At 63.5% G+C, this 16,548-nt stretch carries 14 protein-coding genes; 13 read left to right on the top strand and 1 reads right to left on the bottom strand.

What is annotated here, in order from left to right:
- Window position 1 precedes the first annotated feature (1 nt).
- Complete coding sequence (locus AB4Y35_RS04755; protein WP_324157219.1) at window positions 2-625, bottom strand: XRE family transcriptional regulator; 624 nt, start codon at window positions 623-625, stop codon at window positions 2-4.
- Window positions 626-1,127: 502 nt separating this feature from the next.
- Here AB4Y35_RS04755 and AB4Y35_RS04760 point away from each other — a divergent pair.
- The 13 genes from AB4Y35_RS04760 to AB4Y35_RS04820 all read left to right on the top strand — a co-directional run bounded on the left by AB4Y35_RS04760 (window position 1,128) and on the right by AB4Y35_RS04820 (window position 16,514).
- On the top strand, window positions 1,128-2,279 hold the full coding sequence (locus AB4Y35_RS04760) for a branched-chain amino acid ABC transporter substrate-binding protein (RefSeq protein WP_368703519.1): 1,152 nt from the start codon (window positions 1,128-1,130) through the stop codon (window positions 2,277-2,279).
- A gap of 251 nt (window positions 2,280-2,530) precedes the next feature.
- Window positions 2,531-4,030, top strand: a complete 1,500-nt coding sequence (locus tag AB4Y35_RS04765; protein WP_368703520.1) for an aldehyde dehydrogenase family protein — start codon at window positions 2,531-2,533, stop codon at window positions 4,028-4,030.
- 116 nt (window positions 4,031-4,146) lie between these two features.
- Window positions 4,147-5,319, top strand: a complete 1,173-nt coding sequence (locus AB4Y35_RS04770) for an NAD(P)/FAD-dependent oxidoreductase (protein WP_368688361.1) — start codon at window positions 4,147-4,149, stop codon at window positions 5,317-5,319.
- Window positions 5,320-5,505: 186 nt separating this feature from the next.
- Window positions 5,506-6,726, top strand: a complete 1,221-nt coding sequence (locus AB4Y35_RS04775; protein ID WP_368703854.1) for a PLP-dependent aminotransferase family protein — start codon at window positions 5,506-5,508, stop codon at window positions 6,724-6,726.
- Between the two features lie 554 nt (window positions 6,727-7,280).
- Window positions 7,281-8,114: a substrate-binding periplasmic protein gene (locus AB4Y35_RS04780; protein ID WP_368703521.1), complete on the top strand. Its 834-nt coding sequence runs from the start codon at window positions 7,281-7,283 to the stop codon at window positions 8,112-8,114.
- Between the two features lie 356 nt (window positions 8,115-8,470).
- Window positions 8,471-9,304, top strand: a complete 834-nt coding sequence (locus AB4Y35_RS04785) for an amino acid ABC transporter ATP-binding protein (protein WP_368703522.1) — start codon at window positions 8,471-8,473, stop codon at window positions 9,302-9,304.
- A gap of 8 nt (window positions 9,305-9,312) precedes the next feature.
- On the top strand, window positions 9,313-9,984 hold the full coding sequence (locus AB4Y35_RS04790; protein ID WP_368703523.1) for an amino acid ABC transporter permease: 672 nt from the start codon (window positions 9,313-9,315) through the stop codon (window positions 9,982-9,984).
- 10 nt (window positions 9,985-9,994) lie between these two features.
- Window positions 9,995-10,660: an amino acid ABC transporter permease gene (locus AB4Y35_RS04795; protein WP_368703524.1), complete on the top strand. Its 666-nt coding sequence runs from the start codon at window positions 9,995-9,997 to the stop codon at window positions 10,658-10,660.
- A gap of 34 nt (window positions 10,661-10,694) precedes the next feature.
- Window positions 10,695-11,573, top strand: a complete 879-nt coding sequence (gene dapA, locus AB4Y35_RS04800) for a 4-hydroxy-tetrahydrodipicolinate synthase (protein WP_368703525.1) — start codon at window positions 10,695-10,697, stop codon at window positions 11,571-11,573.
- 56 nt (window positions 11,574-11,629) lie between these two features.
- Window positions 11,630-12,646: a 4-hydroxyproline epimerase gene (locus tag AB4Y35_RS04805; protein ID WP_368703526.1), complete on the top strand. Its 1,017-nt coding sequence runs from the start codon at window positions 11,630-11,632 to the stop codon at window positions 12,644-12,646.
- 23 nt (window positions 12,647-12,669) lie between these two features.
- Entirely contained in the window at window positions 12,670-13,932 is a 1,263-nt protein-coding gene (locus AB4Y35_RS04810) for an NAD(P)/FAD-dependent oxidoreductase (RefSeq protein ID WP_368703527.1), read from the top strand.
- A gap of 56 nt (window positions 13,933-13,988) precedes the next feature.
- Window positions 13,989-15,470: an aldehyde dehydrogenase family protein gene (locus AB4Y35_RS04815; RefSeq protein WP_368703528.1), complete on the top strand. Its 1,482-nt coding sequence runs from the start codon at window positions 13,989-13,991 to the stop codon at window positions 15,468-15,470.
- Window positions 15,471-15,482: 12 nt separating this feature from the next.
- The gene (locus AB4Y35_RS04820; RefSeq protein ID WP_368703529.1) at window positions 15,483-16,514 is read left to right on the top strand and encodes a proline racemase family protein; all 1,032 of its coding nucleotides are present in this window, start codon (window positions 15,483-15,485) and stop codon (window positions 16,512-16,514) included.
- The last annotated feature ends 34 nt before the right edge of the window (window positions 16,515-16,548 follow it).

The raw sequence follows: 16,548 nt of genomic DNA on the forward strand, positions 1-16,548 counted from the left end.
CTCACACGCCCGGCGCGCCGTCCTGCGTGTCCGGGTGTGGCTCGTTGATGAGCCAGAGGACTTCCGCGTCCTCTTCGCTCGTGGAGACGGCCGCGTGCCCCGTGCGGCTGTCGAAATAGAGGCTGTCGCCGGCTTCGAGATGCGTCGGCGCGTAAAGCTCGGAGTAGAGGCAGACCGAGCCGCTCAACACGAAGAGAAATTCTTCGCCTTCATGCCGGCCCCATTCCGTGAACTCGTCGAGCGAGTGCGCCGTCACGCGAATGCGAAACGGGTGCATCGCCTTGTGGGCGAGTTCCGTGGCCAGCAACTCCATCTGATAGCAGCCTGCCGAATGCTGCTGCCCGCCGCCCTTGCGGGTGAGTGCGCGGCGTCCGCTCGCGCGCGGCCTGGGCGCCGAGCCGAACAGTTCGCCGAGGTCGATCTTCAGACCGTGCACGATCTTCTGCAGCACGTCGAACGTGGGCGACATGACGCCGTTTTCCACCTTCGAGAGCGTGGAGCGCGACACGCCGCACACGCGGCTGGCGGCCTCGAGCGTGTAATCGTGCTTCAGCCGGGCCGCCTTGACGCGTTTGCCCAGCTCCGCCGAAGCGTTCTCGGCGGGCTTGAGGGACGGGGTTTCCATTCGGGAACTCGGGGTGCTCGCTGATGGTTCGCGGGTGTTCGCTGCTGGTTCGTATCGTACTCTATGTTTCCGATCATAACATTTGCGTATCGCGCGACGTTTGCTATGTCATGCCGCGATTAACAAGCATGGCTAAGTAAATCGATCGGCCGGAAGTTGATGATTTCTGACGCAAACCCTGACGGCGCAAGGCACGGCGCGCACCCAGGCCGCGCTCGCATGACATCCACGCACAAGCAGGCATATCGGCGTTATCGGGTATTTCCCAATGCCAGCGGGGCCGCGTCACGCCTTGCCGTATTCCCCGCGTGCGCGGGCTTGATGAGAAAAGCGCATTACGTGGTGATTAGATTTCGTTTGATGCCAGCGGAACCGCTGCCGACAATCCGTTCACGTCCCCGCCGTTGTGCATCGACAGCGCAAGACGAATCCAGTGCGCCGAAGGTCCGCGCGACCATTCGGACGCATCACGTGCCGGCTCCAGATCCCGAAGGAATTTCGCATGTCTCCTCGTTTCCTCGCTTCTCGTCGTGGCTGCGCGATCGCAGCGTCGTTGATGTTGGTTGCCGGCGCGGTGAGCGCGCAGGAAATGGTCGTGAAGATCGGCGTGGCCAGCCCGCTCACGGGCGGCGGCGCCGCGTATGGCAAGGACATCGAGAACGGTGTGCGTCTGGCCGTGGACGAAGCCAATGCCGCGCATCCCACCATCGGCGGCAAGCCGGTCAAGTTCGTGATCGATTCGCAGGATGACCAGAGCGATCCGCGCATTGGCGTGCAGGTCGCACAGCAACTCGTGGACGACAACGTGGCCGTGGTGATCGGCCACTTCAATTCGGGCACGACGCTGCCGGCCTCGAAGATCTACGCGAAGGCGGGCATTCCGATGATCACGCCGGCCGCCACCAACCCCGCCATCACGCAAAGCGGCGCGCCGACCATCTACCGCGTGATCGCCACCGACTCGCAAAACGCCGGCAACGCGGGCAACTATGCGGCGACGGTGACGAAGGCCAAGCGCATTGCCATCATCGACGACCGCACGGCCTTCGGCCAGGGCGAAGCCGACGAGTTCGAGAAGGCCGTGAAGGCGAGCGGCGGCACGATCGTCGCGCGCGAGTTCACGAACGACAAGGCGGTGGATTTCAGCGCCCAGCTCACGAGCATCAAGCGCACGAATCCGGATCTCGTGTTCTTCGGCGGCCTCGACGCGCAGGCCGCCATGATCGTCAAGCGTATGCGCCAGCTTGGCCTGAAGGCGCAATTCCTCGCGGGCGGCGGCGTCATGGACGCGAACTTCATCAAGCTCGCCGGCGATTCCGCCGATGGTGCGTCGGTGTGGGAATACGGTCAGCCGCTCGGCACGCTGCCCAAGGGTAAGGGCTTCGAGGCTAAGTTCAAGCAGAAATACGGCATCGACATGCTCGCATACGCGCCGTTCGCCTACGACGCGGCGTGGGTCGCGATCACGGCGATGGAGAAGGCCGGCTCGGCGACGCCGGCGCAGTTCAACGCCGCGCTGAGGGCCACGAACTACGACGGCATTACGGGCAAGATCGCCTTCAACGCCCAGGGCGACCTGAAGAGCCCGAGTTCGACGCTGTATCAGGTCAGGAACGTGGCGTGGGTGCCTGTCACGACGCGCACCGCGGACTGAGATCACTCGCCTCTGCTACCTTGAAGGGCGCCGGCACTGCCGGCGCCCAATCCATTGTTTCCAACAGGAAATCGAGGGTCCGCCCGCAGGGCGGCCTCATGCCATTTTCATGGCGAAAAGCCGGGCGGAAGCGATACACGCGGCATGGCGAAATTCCCGAGGATTTTCGTGTTGTCGCCGCAAAATTGCGCGTGTATAGTTTCCTAAAGTAGCAATGTTTCGTATCGGAAATTTTTTAAGGGATTCTACCTATGAAAGCCTCCTCCATCCTCTCGGATCTCGGTATTTCCCAACTCGCGGAAGCGGGCGACATCGCCGTGCATTCGCCGATCAACGGCGAACTGATCGGCCGCGTCGCAAGCCAGTCGGCGGCCGACGTCGACGCCGCGCTCGCGAAGGCGCAGGAGGCGTTCAAGAGCTGGCGCAACGTGCCCGCGCCGCGCCGCGGCGAACTCGTGCGCCTGCTCGGCAACAAGCTGCGCGAACAGAAGCGCGCGCTCGGCAGCCTCGTCTCGCTGGAAACCGGCAAGATCTTCCAGGAAGGCCTGGGCGAAGTGCAGGAAATGATCGACATCTGCGACTTCGCGGTCGGGCTCTCGCGTCAGCTTTACGGTCTGACCATTGCATCGGAGCGTCCTGGCCACCGCATGGCCGAATTGTGGCACCCGATGGGCGTGTGTACCGTGATTTCCGCGTTCAATTTCCCGGTCGCCGTGTGGTCGTGGAACGCCGCGCTCGCGCTCGTGTGCGGCAACGCCGTGGTCTGGAAGCCTTCGGAAAAGACGCCGCTCACCGCGGTTGCCGTCAACAAGATCATGCAGGACGTGCTGAAGGAATTCGGCGATGCGCCGGAAGGCCTCACGAGCCTCGTGGTGGGCGGCCGTGAAGTGGGGGCCAAGCTCGTGGCGGATCCGCGCTCGAACATCGTCAGCGCAACGGGCAGCACCGAAATGGGCCGCACCGTCGGCGTCGAGGTCGCGCGCCGCTTCGGCCGCTCGCTGCTCGAACTGGGCGGCAACAACGCGGGCATCGTCTCCGCGACGGCCGATCTCGAACTCGCGCTGCGCGGCATCCTGTTCTCGGCGGTCGGCACGGCCGGCCAGCGCTGCACGTCGCTGCGCCGCCTGTTCGTGCACGAGAGCGTGTACGACAAGGCAGTCGAGCGTCTGAAGGCGCTCTACAGCAAGGTGGTGATCGGCAATCCGCTGGAGCAGGGCACGCTGATGGGGCCGCTGATCGACGAGCAGTCGTTCGCGCGCATGCAGTCGGCGCTCGAGCAGGCGAAGCGCGAGGGCGGCAAGGTGTTCGGCGGCGAACGCCATTCGGTGGCGGGCAACGAGAAGGGCTTCTACGTGCGCCCGGCGATCGTCGAGATGCCGTCGCAAACCGAAGTGGTCCTGAAGGAAACCTTCGCGCCGATCCTTTACGTCCTCAAGTACAGCGACTTCGGCGACGCCATCGACGCCAACAACGCCGCCCACCATGGCCTGTCGTCGTGCGTATTCACGACGGACCTGCGCGAGAGCGAGCGCTTCACGTCGGCAGCGGGCAGCGATTGCGGCATTGCGAACGTGAACATCGGGCCGAGCGGTGCGGAGATCGGCGGCGCGTTCGGCGGCGAAAAGGAAACGGGCGGCGGCCGCGAGTCGGGCTCCGACGCGTGGAAGGCGTATATGCGCCGCGCGACCAACACGGTCAACTATTCGTCGGCGCTGCCGCTCGCACAGGGCATCGACTTCAACGTCGAATAAGCGCGTTTGGTGTAGTTGAGCAGACATGACCGGGGGCATCGTGCGCCCGGTCAATGGATCGATTCGCGCAAACCCCATCCATGCGCGCCGCAGTTTCCTGCAATCTGGAGCAAGTCGTGAGTTCTCAAGTCGTTATCGTTGGCGGCGGGGTAATCGGTAGTTCTATTGCTTACTTTCTGCGCGCAGCCGACCCAACGGTTTCCGTGACCGTGTTCGAGCGCGACCCGAGCTATGCGCGCTCGTCGTCGGCGCTTTCTGCCGCGTCGATCCGGCAGCAGTTTTCCACGCCGTTGTCGATCCAGATGTCGCTGTTCGGCATCGAGTTTCTGCGCGGCATTGGCGAGCGGCTCGAAGTGAACGGCAGCCGTCCGTCGATCGATCTGCACGAGGGCGGTTATCTTTTCCTCGCCACGGAAGCGGGCGATGCGACGCTGCGCGAGAATCACGCGCTGCAAACGCGTCTTGGCGCGGACATCGAACTCATGTCGCGCGACGCATTGCACGCGAAGTTTCCGTGGCTCAACGTCGAGGATCTCGCAAGCGGCGCGTATGGCCGCAGCGGCGAGGGCTGGTTCGACGGCTACGGCCTCGTGCAGGCGCTGCGCAAGAAGGCGCAGTCGCTCGGTGCGCGCTACGTGCCGGCCGATGTGACCGGCGTCGTGCGCAGCGGCCGCAAGGTCACGCACGTGATCGCGAGCGACGGCGAACGCCATGCGTGCGACACGCTCGTGAACGCAGCCGGCGCGTGGGCGCGCAAGCTCGCGGAAATGATGGACATCGACATTCCGGTGTATGCGCGCCGCCGCAGCATTTTCAACGTGTCGTCGCCGGCGCGGCTCGCCGCGTGCCCGTTGCTGATCGATCCGTCCGGCGTGTATTTCCGCCCCGAGGGCAAGACGTACATCACCGGGACGTCGCCGAGCGCGGAGAACGACCCCAACGACCTGCCGCTCGACGAAGTCGATCACGCCATCTTCGACGACGTGATCTGGCCCACGCTCGCGCACCGCGTGCCGGGCTTCGAGGCGCTGCGCGTGGAGAACTGCTGGTCCGGCTATTACGAGTACAACGTGCTCGACCAGAACGCCATCATCGGTTATCACCCGGCCATCGACAATTGCGTGTTCGCCAATGGTTTCAGCGGGCACGGTCTGCAGCAGGGGCCGGCAACCGGGCGTGGCGTGAGCGAGCTGATCCTCAACGGCCGCTACACGACGCTCGATCTGTCTTCGCTCGACTGGTCGCGCGTACTGGAAAACCGGCCGATCGTCGAAAAGAACGTCGTGTGACTGCGGGGTAGTTAGCCTGCACAAAAAAGGAGCCCGTGATTTCACGGGCTTTTTTCATTGCGCGACGGCTTGATGAGCAAACCGCATGACGTGGTGAATAGATTTCGTTTGATACGCCCGTGAGGGCTGACCACAATCGAAGCTTGTCCGTTGCCGCGCTTAACCGCCATCGACTCCATGTCCGCCATATACGATTTCACCGCGCCCTTTCAGCATCCCGCCGGTTCGCCCATTCGCGAGCTGTTCAAGTACCTGGGAGAGCCAGGCATGATTTCCTTCGCTGGCGGCTATCCGGCCAGCGACCTGTTCGACGCCGATGGCCTGCAGGCGGCAGCGGCCGAGGCCTGGCAGGCTTCCACGCGCTGCCTGCAATATGGTCCGACCGACGGTTTGCCCGAACTGAAGACGCAGCTGCTCGCGCTGATGGCGCGCCGCGGTGTGACCTGCGCTCCTGAGGAGATGCTCGTCACCACGGGGTCGCAGCAAGGACTCGATCTCTTGTTGCGCGTGCTGCTCAATGCGGGCGACACGGCCTTGACCGAGCAGCCCGCCTATCCGGCCACGCTGCAGGCGCTCAGGCTCCAGCAGGCGCACGTCGTGACGATACCGGTAGACGGCGACGGTCTCGACGTGGACGAACTCGCCGCGCGGCTCGCTTCGGGCGCGATCGTCCGGCCAAAGCTGCTGTACACGGTGCCGACCTTCGCGAATCCCACCGGGGCCACGCTCACGCGCGAGCGGCGCCTTGCGCTCCTGCGTCTCGCCGTTCAGTACCGCTTCGTGATCGTCGAGGACGATCCGTACGGCGATCTGCGTTTCGCGGGCAATGCGGTGCCGTCGATGCTGGCGCTGGCGAGCGAGGTGCCGGGCGCGCGCGATTGGGTCGTGCACTTCTCGAGTCTTTCGAAAGTCGTCGCGCCTGGTTTGCGCGTGGGCTGGACCGTCGCGCCCGCCGAAATCGCGCGGCGCTGCGTGATCGCCAAGCAGACCGTCGACCTGTGCAGTACGCCGTGGACCCAGGCCATCGCCGCGCACTATCTGGCGGCGGGCGCGCTCGAACGGCATCTTCCGCACATCACGCAGGCCTATCAGCGCAAATGTGAGGCGCTTAGCGATGGCTTGCGCGCGCAGTTCGGCGACGAGATCGCGTTTCATCAGCCCGAAGGCGGCATGTTCGTGTGGGCGCGCATTCCGGGTGTGGCGATCGATGCGCTCTTGCCGAATGCGATTGCGAACAAGGTGATTTTTGTTCCCGGCAAGGCGTTTTTCGCTGACGCGCCGGACCCCGCGTCGCTGCGCCTTTCGTTCGCCGCGCCGAATGTGGACGAGATTCGCGAAGGCGTGGCGCGTTTGAAGCGTGCCACGCATGCCACGCGCACGGCGGACGTCACGTCGGCATCTGTTTAAATTTCGCGCGGTTCCAATGCCGCGCGTTTCCCGTTACGCAACGTTCTGCGCAAGCTCGACGAAGCGCTCCGCGCACGTCGAGCTAAACGCCTCGATCCACGACACAGTCTGATCGGGCGCAGGCGCACCGCTCAGCGCCACATAAGCCACGCCCGAGCGTTACAGCCGTCGTGAAGGCCGGGACGACGGCGACGCCGCGCTCGGCCGCGGCGAGCGCTATCAGCGGGGCGGTTTGCGAAGCGCTCGGCCCGATGCCCGGCTCCATACCGCGTGGCGCGCACGACGAATCGAGCGCTGCCGTCAGCGCCGACCCCTATCCCGGCGGAAAGATCAGAAACGTCTCGTCGCGCAGCTCGGCGCAGTCGATCGCCTTTTTGCGCGCATGCGCGCCGCCACACGCAGCGACGCCCGCGGAGCGCCAGGGCAATCGCCTGGTTGACAGCCCAAATATTGGCTTCCTATTATGCATACAACGTTGCACACAAATAGACATGCAGAATTGTGTGGCGTAGGTGTCGTGCGTATACGGGATTACCCTTATTGGAGAGGTCATCATGGTTCGGCTGTCTCGCATTACCCGTCAAGCTTTCGTCGGCCTGGTTGCAGTGAGTTGCGTGCTCGCGAGCGCGCCGTCTCGTGCGGAGGACGCGAGCGCGTGGCAAAGCGTGAAGAAAGCAGGTGTGCTGCGCTGCGGCGCCGCGGTTGCGCCCCCGTACGTGATGCGCGACGCGAAAACTGGCCAGTACAGCGGCTTTTTCTCGGACCTGTGCCGCGACTTCGGGCAGAACGTTCTCAAGGTCAAGGTCGAGTTCGTCGACACGTCGTGGGACAACATCGTCGCGGGTCTGCAATCCGATAAATGGGACCTCTCGCTTGCGCTGAACGACACGCCTGAGCGCGAGAAGGCGGTCTCGTTCTCCGTGCCTGCCACCGACTACAACGTCTCGCTGATCTACAACAAGAACAATCCGAAGATTCCGAAGGGCGCGCACAGCGTGGCCGAGATCGACAAACCCGGGATAACGATTGCCGTCATGTCGGGCACCTCCCAGGACAAGGCGATCTCCGCGGCCATCAAGCAAGCGCAAATCATGCGTTTGCCGGGCAACGACGAGACGCGTCTCGCCTTGATGTCGAAGCGCGCCGATCTGCTCGCGGACGCGAACATCACCAACATGCTGCTGACCGAGGAGCACCCGGAGTGGGCGGTTGCGATTCAGCCCAATCCGCCGCTGGCGCAGCAAGCGGTCTCGTTTGGCGTGCGCAAGGACACGTCGAAAGCCGATCTCGCCATGCTCAACGACTTTCTGAACGCGCAGGTCAAGTCGGGAGCGGTCAACCGTCTCATCAAGACCTCGGTCCAGTCGATGCTCGCGACCAACAAGTAATCACGCTGGTTTGATGCCGCGGCGCGCGCGACGTCCGGCTTTCGCTACACGTTCCGAAACATTCCCCTGCTGGAAAGCCACCGTGCGCGTTTGCGCGCGGTGGTTTTTTTCATTTCAAATGCCCGCCGCATGCCCCCGTCTTCACCGTCCCCGTGTTTTCCCTGGAGATCCCGCATCTCTCATTGACGGTCGAATTTTTGGCTTCTACTATGTGTACAACGCTGCACACAAGTAGATGCGCAAGATTGTGTGTCCCGGGCGACGAAGTGACGGCGCCAGCCGCACTGGACCGAACGACAAAGCAGATTCGATTCACATATCGCGCGCTTCGGCACGCGCCCCGCTGGAGAGATTTCATGTTGTCAATGCGAACCATGGCTGCCCAACCCGACATTGCACCGAGCGTCCTGAACTTCTCGCCGTCGACGACGGGCGAGTTCGTCCAATTCGAGAACGTCTATAAGCGCTACGGCGAAAACCTCGTGGTCATGGACCGCATGAGCCTCGACATGCGCGCTGACGACAGGCTCGTGATCATCGGCCCGAGCGGCAGCGGCAAGAGTTCGCTCCTGCGCGTGATGATGGGCCTCGAAGGCATTCAGGGCGGACAGATCGGCTTTCAGGGCAAGCCGTACATCTACGGTGAGGATTCCGGACGATCGAAGCGCATCGACGCGAAGCTGCAAAAGCAGATCGGCATGGTGTTTCAGCACTACACGCTGTTTCCGCATCTCTCCGTGCTGGGCAACCTCATTCTCGCGCCGGTGAAAGTCGGCGGTCTCTCGAAAGCCCAGGCTACCGAGCGCGCTCGCATGTATCTGGCGCGTCTGGGCCTGGAGAGCAAGCTCCACGCTTATCCGAGCCAGCTCTCCGGCGGCCAGAAACAGCGCGTCGCCATTGCGCGGGCGCTCATGCTGGAGCCGAAGCTGATGCTGTTCGACGAGGTGACCTCGGCGCTCGACCCGGAAATGGTCATTGAAGTGCAGAACGTGATGCTCCAGCTCGCCGAACAGAAAATGGCGATGATCATCGTGACACACGACATGCACTTCGCGCGCGATATCGCCACGCGCGTCGTGTTCTGCGCGGGCGGGAAGATCGTGGAGCAGGGTGCGCCGGACGAGATGTTCAAGTGTCCGAAGGAAGTGCGCACGCGCGAGTTTCTCGAGAAAGTTCTGCATCTCGACTGAGGCCGGCCATGAACTACCAGTTTGATTTCCATTTCCTGGAAGGCAGCCTCGGGTCTCTGCTCGATGGGCTGCGGGTGACGGTCGAACTCGCCCTCGCGTCCAACATCATGGGCCTCGTGCTCGGCTTTCTCCTGTGCCTGCTGGTCATGAGCCGTTGGGCGATCGTGCGCTGGCCCGCGCAGCTGTTCATCGAATTCTTTCGTTGCACGCCCGCGCTGCTGCAAATCGTGTGGTTCTTCTACTGCATCCCGATGATGGTCGATGTGTTCATCGACCCCATCGTGATGGGCATCCTGGCATTGGGCCTGAACCTGACGGCTTTCAATGCGGAAGCATATCGCGCCGGCGTTCAGGCGGTGCCGAAAGAACACCTCGACGCCTGCGTCGCGCTCGGCCTGAAGCCGTGGCAACGCACCTTCTATGTGGTCCTGCCGCAAGCGCTGCGCAGCGCGATGCCCGTTCTCATGACCAACGGCATTGGGAGCCTGCAGCAAAGCGCGCTCGTCGCGATCGTGGCGGTGGCGGATCTCATGTACGTGGGCAAGAGCCTGGCGACGCAGGCCTATCGTCCGCTCGAAACCTACACGGTCGTGGCGCTCATCTACTTTGCGCTTTCGCTGCCGATTGCGCGGCTCGTTCACGTGATCGAGCGTCGTCAGGAACTGGCTCATCAGCGCTAGGGAGAAAACCATGAACCTCGATTTCGCCTCGGTGCTGCCGTACTGGCTGGTCCTCCTCAAAGGGCTGGGTCTGACGCTCGCGTTCACGAGCAGTTGCGCCGTGATCGGCAGCCTTGCCGGTTTCGTGTTGAGCCTGCTGCGCATGTCCCCGTCGCGGTGGATGAAAGCGGCCACGACGCTGTACGTCGAATTCTTTCGCGGAACGCCGCTGCTCATTCAGCTCTTCTGGGTGTTCTTCTGTTTCCCGGTCGTTTTCAGAATTCCGATTCCGCCGTACCTCTCGGTCGTCATTTCGCTGACGTTGTATATGGCCGCCATCACGAGCGAGACGTTCCGCGGTGCGCTGAAGTCGATTTCCTCGGAGCAGCACGACGCGTGCATTGCGCTCAGTCTCACGCCGCAGGCCAGGATTCTCTACGTGATCTTTCCGCAAGCGCTGTTGCGCGCCGTTCCGCCGTTGCTCTCGAATGTCGTGAGCCTGTTCAAGGAGAGTGCGCTCATCTCGTCGGTGGGTGTCGCCGATCTGATGTTCGTCGGGCAGAACATTTCGACCAGCACGGCACGCCCAGTCGAATTCCTGACCACGGTTGCCATGATCTATTTCCTTGTCGCTTTCCCGCTGACCCGTCTGGTCGGCGTGGTCGAGACGAAGTTTCTCAGGCGCTTTGCCTACTAAACCCCAACCATTGTTTCGTGAAGCGGAGATTCAAATGCAGATGAAAGGTATCCTGCCGGCGCTCGTTACGCCGTTCAATGCGTCCGGTGCCGTCGACCACGACACCCTCGCGAACATCCTCGAGTTTCAGCTGAAGGCCGGCGTCAACGGCTTCGTGCCGCTCGGTTCGACGGGCGAATATTACGCGCTGACGCACGACGAGCGCCGCGCCATCCTCAAGACGGTGCGCGAAGTCGTGGGCGATCGCGGCACGCTCATCGGCGGCGCGAACGGCTCGTCCACGCGCGAAGTCATCGAGCAGACGCGACTCGTTCGCGACGCCGGCTACACGAACGTTCTGATTGCGCCGCCGTACTATGCGCTGCCGTCGCAGGAAGAATTGATCGGCCATTACGCCGCGATTCTCGAAGCCGTGCCCGACGTCAACGTGATTCTCTATAACTATCCCGTGCGCACGAACGTGGAAGTTGGTTTCGGCGTACTCGACGCATTCAAGGATCACCCGCGCGTCGTCGGCATCAAGGAGAGCAGTGGCAACCTGTTGCGCGCCATCGAAATCGGCGAGAAGTACAAGGATCACTACCAGCTCTCATGCGGCTCGGACGATCAGGCACTCGACTTCTTCCTGTGGGGCGCCACGAGCTGGATTTGCGGGCCGGCGAATTGTTTCGTCAAGCCGGTCGTCGACTTCTACAATAAGTTCGAGGCCGGCGATATTCGCGGCGCGCAGAACGTCATGCGCTCGCTCTTCCCGGTCATGGCCACGATGGAAGCCGGCAAGTTCGTGCAGAAGGTGAAATACGGCTGCGAACTGGCCGGCTTCAAGGTGGGCGCCGCGCGCATGCCGCTGATGCCGCTGACCGACGAAGAAAAGGCCGCCTTCCGCGCGGTATTCGAAGCCGCTCAGGCCTAACCCGCGCGCCGGCGCCATGGCGGCGCCGGCTCACACGTTCCGGTGGAAAATCGAGAATGACGCGACATCGCTTCAAGTGCATCGAAGGTCACACGGAAGGCATGCCGGTTCGCATGGTCATCGATGGCGCGCCGTCGCTCACAGGGCGCACGATGGCCGAGCGGCGCGAGGACTTCGTCAAGCGACACGACTGGATTCGCCGTGCGCTCATGCTGGAGCCGCGCGGCCACTCGCACATGTCGGGCACGCTGTTGTATCCCCCGGTGTCGGCCAATGCCGATATGAGCCTGCTGTTCATCGAGACCACGGGCTGCCTGCCGATGTGCGGACATGCCTCCATCGGCTCGATCTCGTTCGCGCTGGAAGCCGGTCTGGTGAAACCGAAAGCGCCAGGTACGGTGGTGGTCGACGCGCCTGCCGGGAAACTGAGCGCGCGCTACGAACAGGACGGAAATCGCGTGACGTCGGTGCGTTTCACGAACGTGCCGAGTTTCCTGCTCCATCGCGACGTGGAAGTCGTACATCCGAAGCTGGGCAAGCTCGTGCTCGACATTGCCTACGGCGGCAACTTCTATCCGATCGTCGAAGTCCAGCAGAATTTCCCCGGATGCGAGCATTTCAATCCGCAGCAGCTGCTCGAATGGGGCCGTGAAATGCAGGCGCTGTTGAACGAAACCATGCAAGTCGTTCATCCGGACAATCCGCTCATTCGCGGAGTCAAGCACTGCATGTGGACGGGTGCACCGCTTTCGGCCGACGCCGACGCCCGCGCCGTGGTCATTGCGGGCGAGAGTTTGATCGACCGTTCGCCATGCGGGACCGGCACCTCCGCGCGCGTCGCGCAACGGTATGCGCGTGGGCTGCTCGAAGCAGGGCAGGCTTTCCGGCATCAAAGTCTGATCGGCAGTTGCTTCATCGGGCGCGTCGAATCGACGACGCGGCTCGACAGCGGGCTTGACGCCGTCCGCCCCAGCGTCGAAGGGCGCGCGTGGATCACCGGCCGCTCGGAACACGACGTGGACGACGATCAACCGTATGCATTGGGCTTCGACCTTCAGGAGTTCGCCAGGTGAGCGCCGTCCCTCTCGAATCCGCAGTGACTGAACGGAACGCCGCGCCGCGCGAGTCGGCTGTCGTGATTGGCGGCGGTATCGTCGGCGTGTGCTGTGCGCTGTATTTGCAGCGCAGCGGCTATGCGGTCACGCTCATCGATCCCGAAGCGCCGGGCAACAGCACCGCAAAATGGAGCTGCGGGCAGATGGCGGTGAGCGAAGTCATTCCGCTCTCCAAGCCCGGCATTCTCATGAAGGTTCCCGGCTGGCTCATGGACCAGAAGGGGCCGCTGGCGCTGCGACCGGGCGCGTTGCCCGGCATCATCCCCTGGTTCGTGCGCTTTCTCATGTGCGCGCGACACGCGAAGATCGTCGATATCGCCAACGCCATGGCGACGCTGACGCACGATGTCTACGCGGATTACGCACCGCTGCTCGACGCCTGCGACGACAAGGCGCTGATGGGCGAGCGTCCCATTCTGGAAGTCTTCGACGACCCGAAAGGCATCGAGCACGAGCAGCCGCATCTGGCGCTGCGCGAGTCGCTCGGCTTCAAGGCGCAGCGGTTGAACGCCAAAGAAATCGGCGACCTCGAGCCGGCGCTCGCGGGCAAGTTTTCTCATGGGCTGCTCTTCGCGGACTGGCGTTCCGTGCGCGACACCATGGGATTCATCGCCGCGCTCACCGACAGTTTCATTGCACGAGGCGGCCGCCGGATCAGAACGGAAGCGAGCCGCATCGACGAGGCGAACGGCAGGGCGACCGGCGTCACGCTCGCGAACGGCGAACGCGTGGAAGCCAGGCATGTGGTGGTCGCCGCCGGGACGGGCGCGCGGCGCTTTTTCGGCGCGCTCGGTGTGAGCGTGCCGCTCGAGGGCATTGCAGGGTACCAGGTGGTGGTTGCCGATCCCGGCGTCGAGATTCGCCACTCCACGATCTACGCGGACGGCGGATTTTGCTTCACGCCGATGACGCGCGGCCTGCAGATTGGCGGAACTATCGAATTCGCTGGGCGGGGCGCCGCGCCCAACTTCAAAAGGGCCGACATCATCCTCGAGAAGGCGAAACGCGTGCTGCCCGAACTGCGTACCGGGAACGTCGAATATGGCGTGGGCTATCGTCCCTTCCTGCCGGACACGAAGCCGGTTATCGACCGCTCGCGCAGGCTCGACAACGTCTTCATGGCTTTCGGCCATGGCCAGCTCGGCCTCACGCTCGGCGCGACGACGGGAAGGCTGATCGCGGACATGGTTGCGGGCCGCCCGACCAGGCAGGATCTCCAGCCGTTCAGCGCTTACCGGTTCTAGCGGGTCGCGTTCGACGCCACGCTCAACACATTGCGCAAACCAATATCGGGTTGAATATGAAATCGTACGAAAAGCTCTTCATCGATGGCCGCTGGGTGGCGCCGGTGCACAACGGCAGCTTCGAAACAGTCGATCCGTGCACCGAGCAAGTCATTGCGAAAGTGGCGGCCGCAACGGCCGAAGACGTCGACCTCGCCGTCAAGGCTGCGCGCAAGGCGTTCGACGAAGGCCCATGGCCGCGCACGAGCGGCGCCGAGCGCGCGGCAGTCCTGCGCCGCATCGGCAAAGGCATTCGCGACCGCTTGCAGGCGTTGGCCGAAATCGAGGTGCGCGACAACGGCAAACCGCTGCCAGAGGCGCTGTGGGATCTGGGCGATGCGGCGGGCTGCTTCGACTTCTACGCGGGCCTCGCGGAAAAACTCGATGAGCATACCGAAACGACTATCGCGCTTCCCGATGACCGCTTTAGTTCGGTGGCGCGCAAGGAACCCGTCGGTGTGGCGGGCGCCATCATTCCCTGGAACTTTCCGCTGCTGATGGCCGCGTGGAAAGTGGCGCCCGCGCTGGCGGCAGGCTGCACGATGGTGCTCAAGCCTTCCGAGCTGACGCCGCTGACGGCGCTCGAGCTGGCAGATATCGCGGCAGCGGCGGACCTGCCGCCGGGCGTACTAAACGTCATCACCGGGTTGGGCCAGGAGGCCGGCGCGCCGCTGAGCGAGCATCCCGGCGTCGACAAGCTCGCCTTTACCGGCAGCGTGCCGACCGGCAGCCGCATCATGCAGGCCGCGGCGCGCGACATCAAGAACGTGAGTCTCGAACTGGGCGGCAAGTCGCCGTTCATCGTTTTCGACGACAGCGATATCGACGCGGCTGTCGAATGGATCATGTTCGGCATATTCTGGAATCAGGGCGAGGTGTGCTCGGCCACGTCGCGCGTGCTGGTGCAGCGCGGCATCTATGCGAGGCTGCTCGATCGCCTGAAAGAGGAGACGCAGAAAATCACCATCGGCAGCGGGATGCAGGATGGCGTGCTGCTCGGGCCGCTGGTCAGCAAGGGCCAGTACGACAAGGTGCGTCGCGCGGTCGAGCGCGGCGTGGAAGAGGGAGCGCGGCTCGTGACCGGCGGAGGGCGGCCAAACCATCTCGAGAAGGGCTATTTCATGGAGCCCGTGGTTTTCGCCGACGTGCCCGAGACCAGCTGGGTCTGGAACGAAGAGATTTTTGGCCCGGTCGTTTGTGTCCGACCCTTTGACGACGAGATGGAAGCCATACGTTCTGCCAACGATTCGCGCTTCGGCCTTGGCGCGGCCGTCATGTCGCGCGACAGCGAGCGCTGCGAGCGCGTGGCGCGCAAACTGCGGGCAGGTATCGTCTGGATCAACTGCTCGCAGCCGACCTTCACGGAGGCGCCGTGGGGCGGCTACAAGCAGAGCGGCATCGGGCGCGAACTGGGCGAGTGGGGTTTGAACAACTACCTCGAAACCAAGCAGATCACGCGCTACGGCAGCGACAAGCCGTGGGGCTGGTACATCAAGTAAGGCAGATCGAACATGCGCTGGAAAAAGACACTTCAACTCGTGGACGTGCACTGCGAAGGCGAGATCGGCAAGGTCATCACCGGGGGCGTCGTGGGCATCCCCGGCGAGACCATGCTCGACAAGATGAACTACCTCAACGAGGTGGACGACAGCCTGCGCAGGCTCGTCGTGCTCGAACCGCGCGGCTGCCTGCAGATGTCGGTCAATCTGCTGCTGCCGCCCACGCGGCCCGAGGCCCACGCGGGCTTCATCGTGCTGCAGGCGGACAAAGCCCATCCGATGTCCGGCAGCAATGCCATCTGCGTCGTGACGGCGTTGCTCGAACTCGGCATGGTCGACATGCAGGAGCCCGAAACGACCGTCGTGCTCGACACGCCTGCCGGTCTCGTCACCGCGCGCGCAACGTGCCGGGATGGTCGCTGCACGGGCGTCGCGCTCGACATGGTGCCGTCGTTCGTCGAACGGCTCGACTTCGGTATCGACACCCAGCAGTTCGGGACGATTCGCGCCGATATCGCATTTGGCGGCGTCTATTACGCGCTCATCGACGTCGGGCAGGTCGGGTTGACCATCGCCCCGGAGAACGCACGCGCGCTAGCCGAGCTCGGCGTGTCGCTCAAGGACGTGATTAACCAGCAGATCGAGATTGCGCATCCGCTGTACCCGCAAATCAACGAAGTCGCCTATGTCATGTTCCGCAACCGCGTGAGCGACGAGTTGTACCAGACCTGCACGACGTTGCCTCCCGGCCGCGTCGACCGCTCGCCGTGCGGCACCGGAAGCTCGGCGAACCTCGCGACACTCGCCGCCCGCGGGTTGGCGGACGTTGGCACGAAGTTGAAGTCGCGCTCGACAATTGGGGGCGAATTCTCGGTGGAGTTGCTCGGCAAGACGGAAGTGGGCGGCCGGCCCGCCGTTTTGCCGCGTGTTCAGGGCCGCGCGTGGGTGTACGGCATCCAGCAGATCGGCGTCGACCCGGACGACCCGCTGGCGGCCGGATTCATGCTCAGCGATACGTGGGGCGCGGGATTTCCGAAGGTCTGAGGCGAGGGGCGGGCAATGTTAAACTGCAAAGCAC

Source organism: Paraburkholderia sp. EG286A (assembly GCF_040965375.1).
Classification (GTDB): domain Bacteria; phylum Pseudomonadota; class Gammaproteobacteria; order Burkholderiales; family Burkholderiaceae; genus Paraburkholderia.

Coding starts and splice junctions, on each gene's coding strand:
- AB4Y35_RS04755 (WP_324157219.1), bottom strand. CDS start 625: ATGGAAACCCCGTCCCTCAAGCCCGCCGAGAACGCTTCGGCGGAGCTG.
- AB4Y35_RS04760 (WP_368703519.1), top strand. CDS start 1,128: ATGTCTCCTCGTTTCCTCGCTTCTCGTCGTGGCTGCGCGATCGCAGCG.
- AB4Y35_RS04765 (WP_368703520.1), top strand. CDS start 2,531: ATGAAAGCCTCCTCCATCCTCTCGGATCTCGGTATTTCCCAACTCGCG.
- AB4Y35_RS04780 (WP_368703521.1), top strand. CDS start 7,281: ATGGTTCGGCTGTCTCGCATTACCCGTCAAGCTTTCGTCGGCCTGGTT.
- AB4Y35_RS04785 (WP_368703522.1), top strand. CDS start 8,471: ATGTTGTCAATGCGAACCATGGCTGCCCAACCCGACATTGCACCGAGC.
- AB4Y35_RS04790 (WP_368703523.1), top strand. CDS start 9,313: ATGAACTACCAGTTTGATTTCCATTTCCTGGAAGGCAGCCTCGGGTCT.
- AB4Y35_RS04795 (WP_368703524.1), top strand. CDS start 9,995: ATGAACCTCGATTTCGCCTCGGTGCTGCCGTACTGGCTGGTCCTCCTC.
- dapA (WP_368703525.1), top strand. CDS start 10,695: ATGCAGATGAAAGGTATCCTGCCGGCGCTCGTTACGCCGTTCAATGCG.
- AB4Y35_RS04805 (WP_368703526.1), top strand. CDS start 11,630: ATGACGCGACATCGCTTCAAGTGCATCGAAGGTCACACGGAAGGCATG.
- AB4Y35_RS04815 (WP_368703528.1), top strand. CDS start 13,989: ATGAAATCGTACGAAAAGCTCTTCATCGATGGCCGCTGGGTGGCGCCG.
- AB4Y35_RS04820 (WP_368703529.1), top strand. CDS start 15,483: ATGCGCTGGAAAAAGACACTTCAACTCGTGGACGTGCACTGCGAAGGC.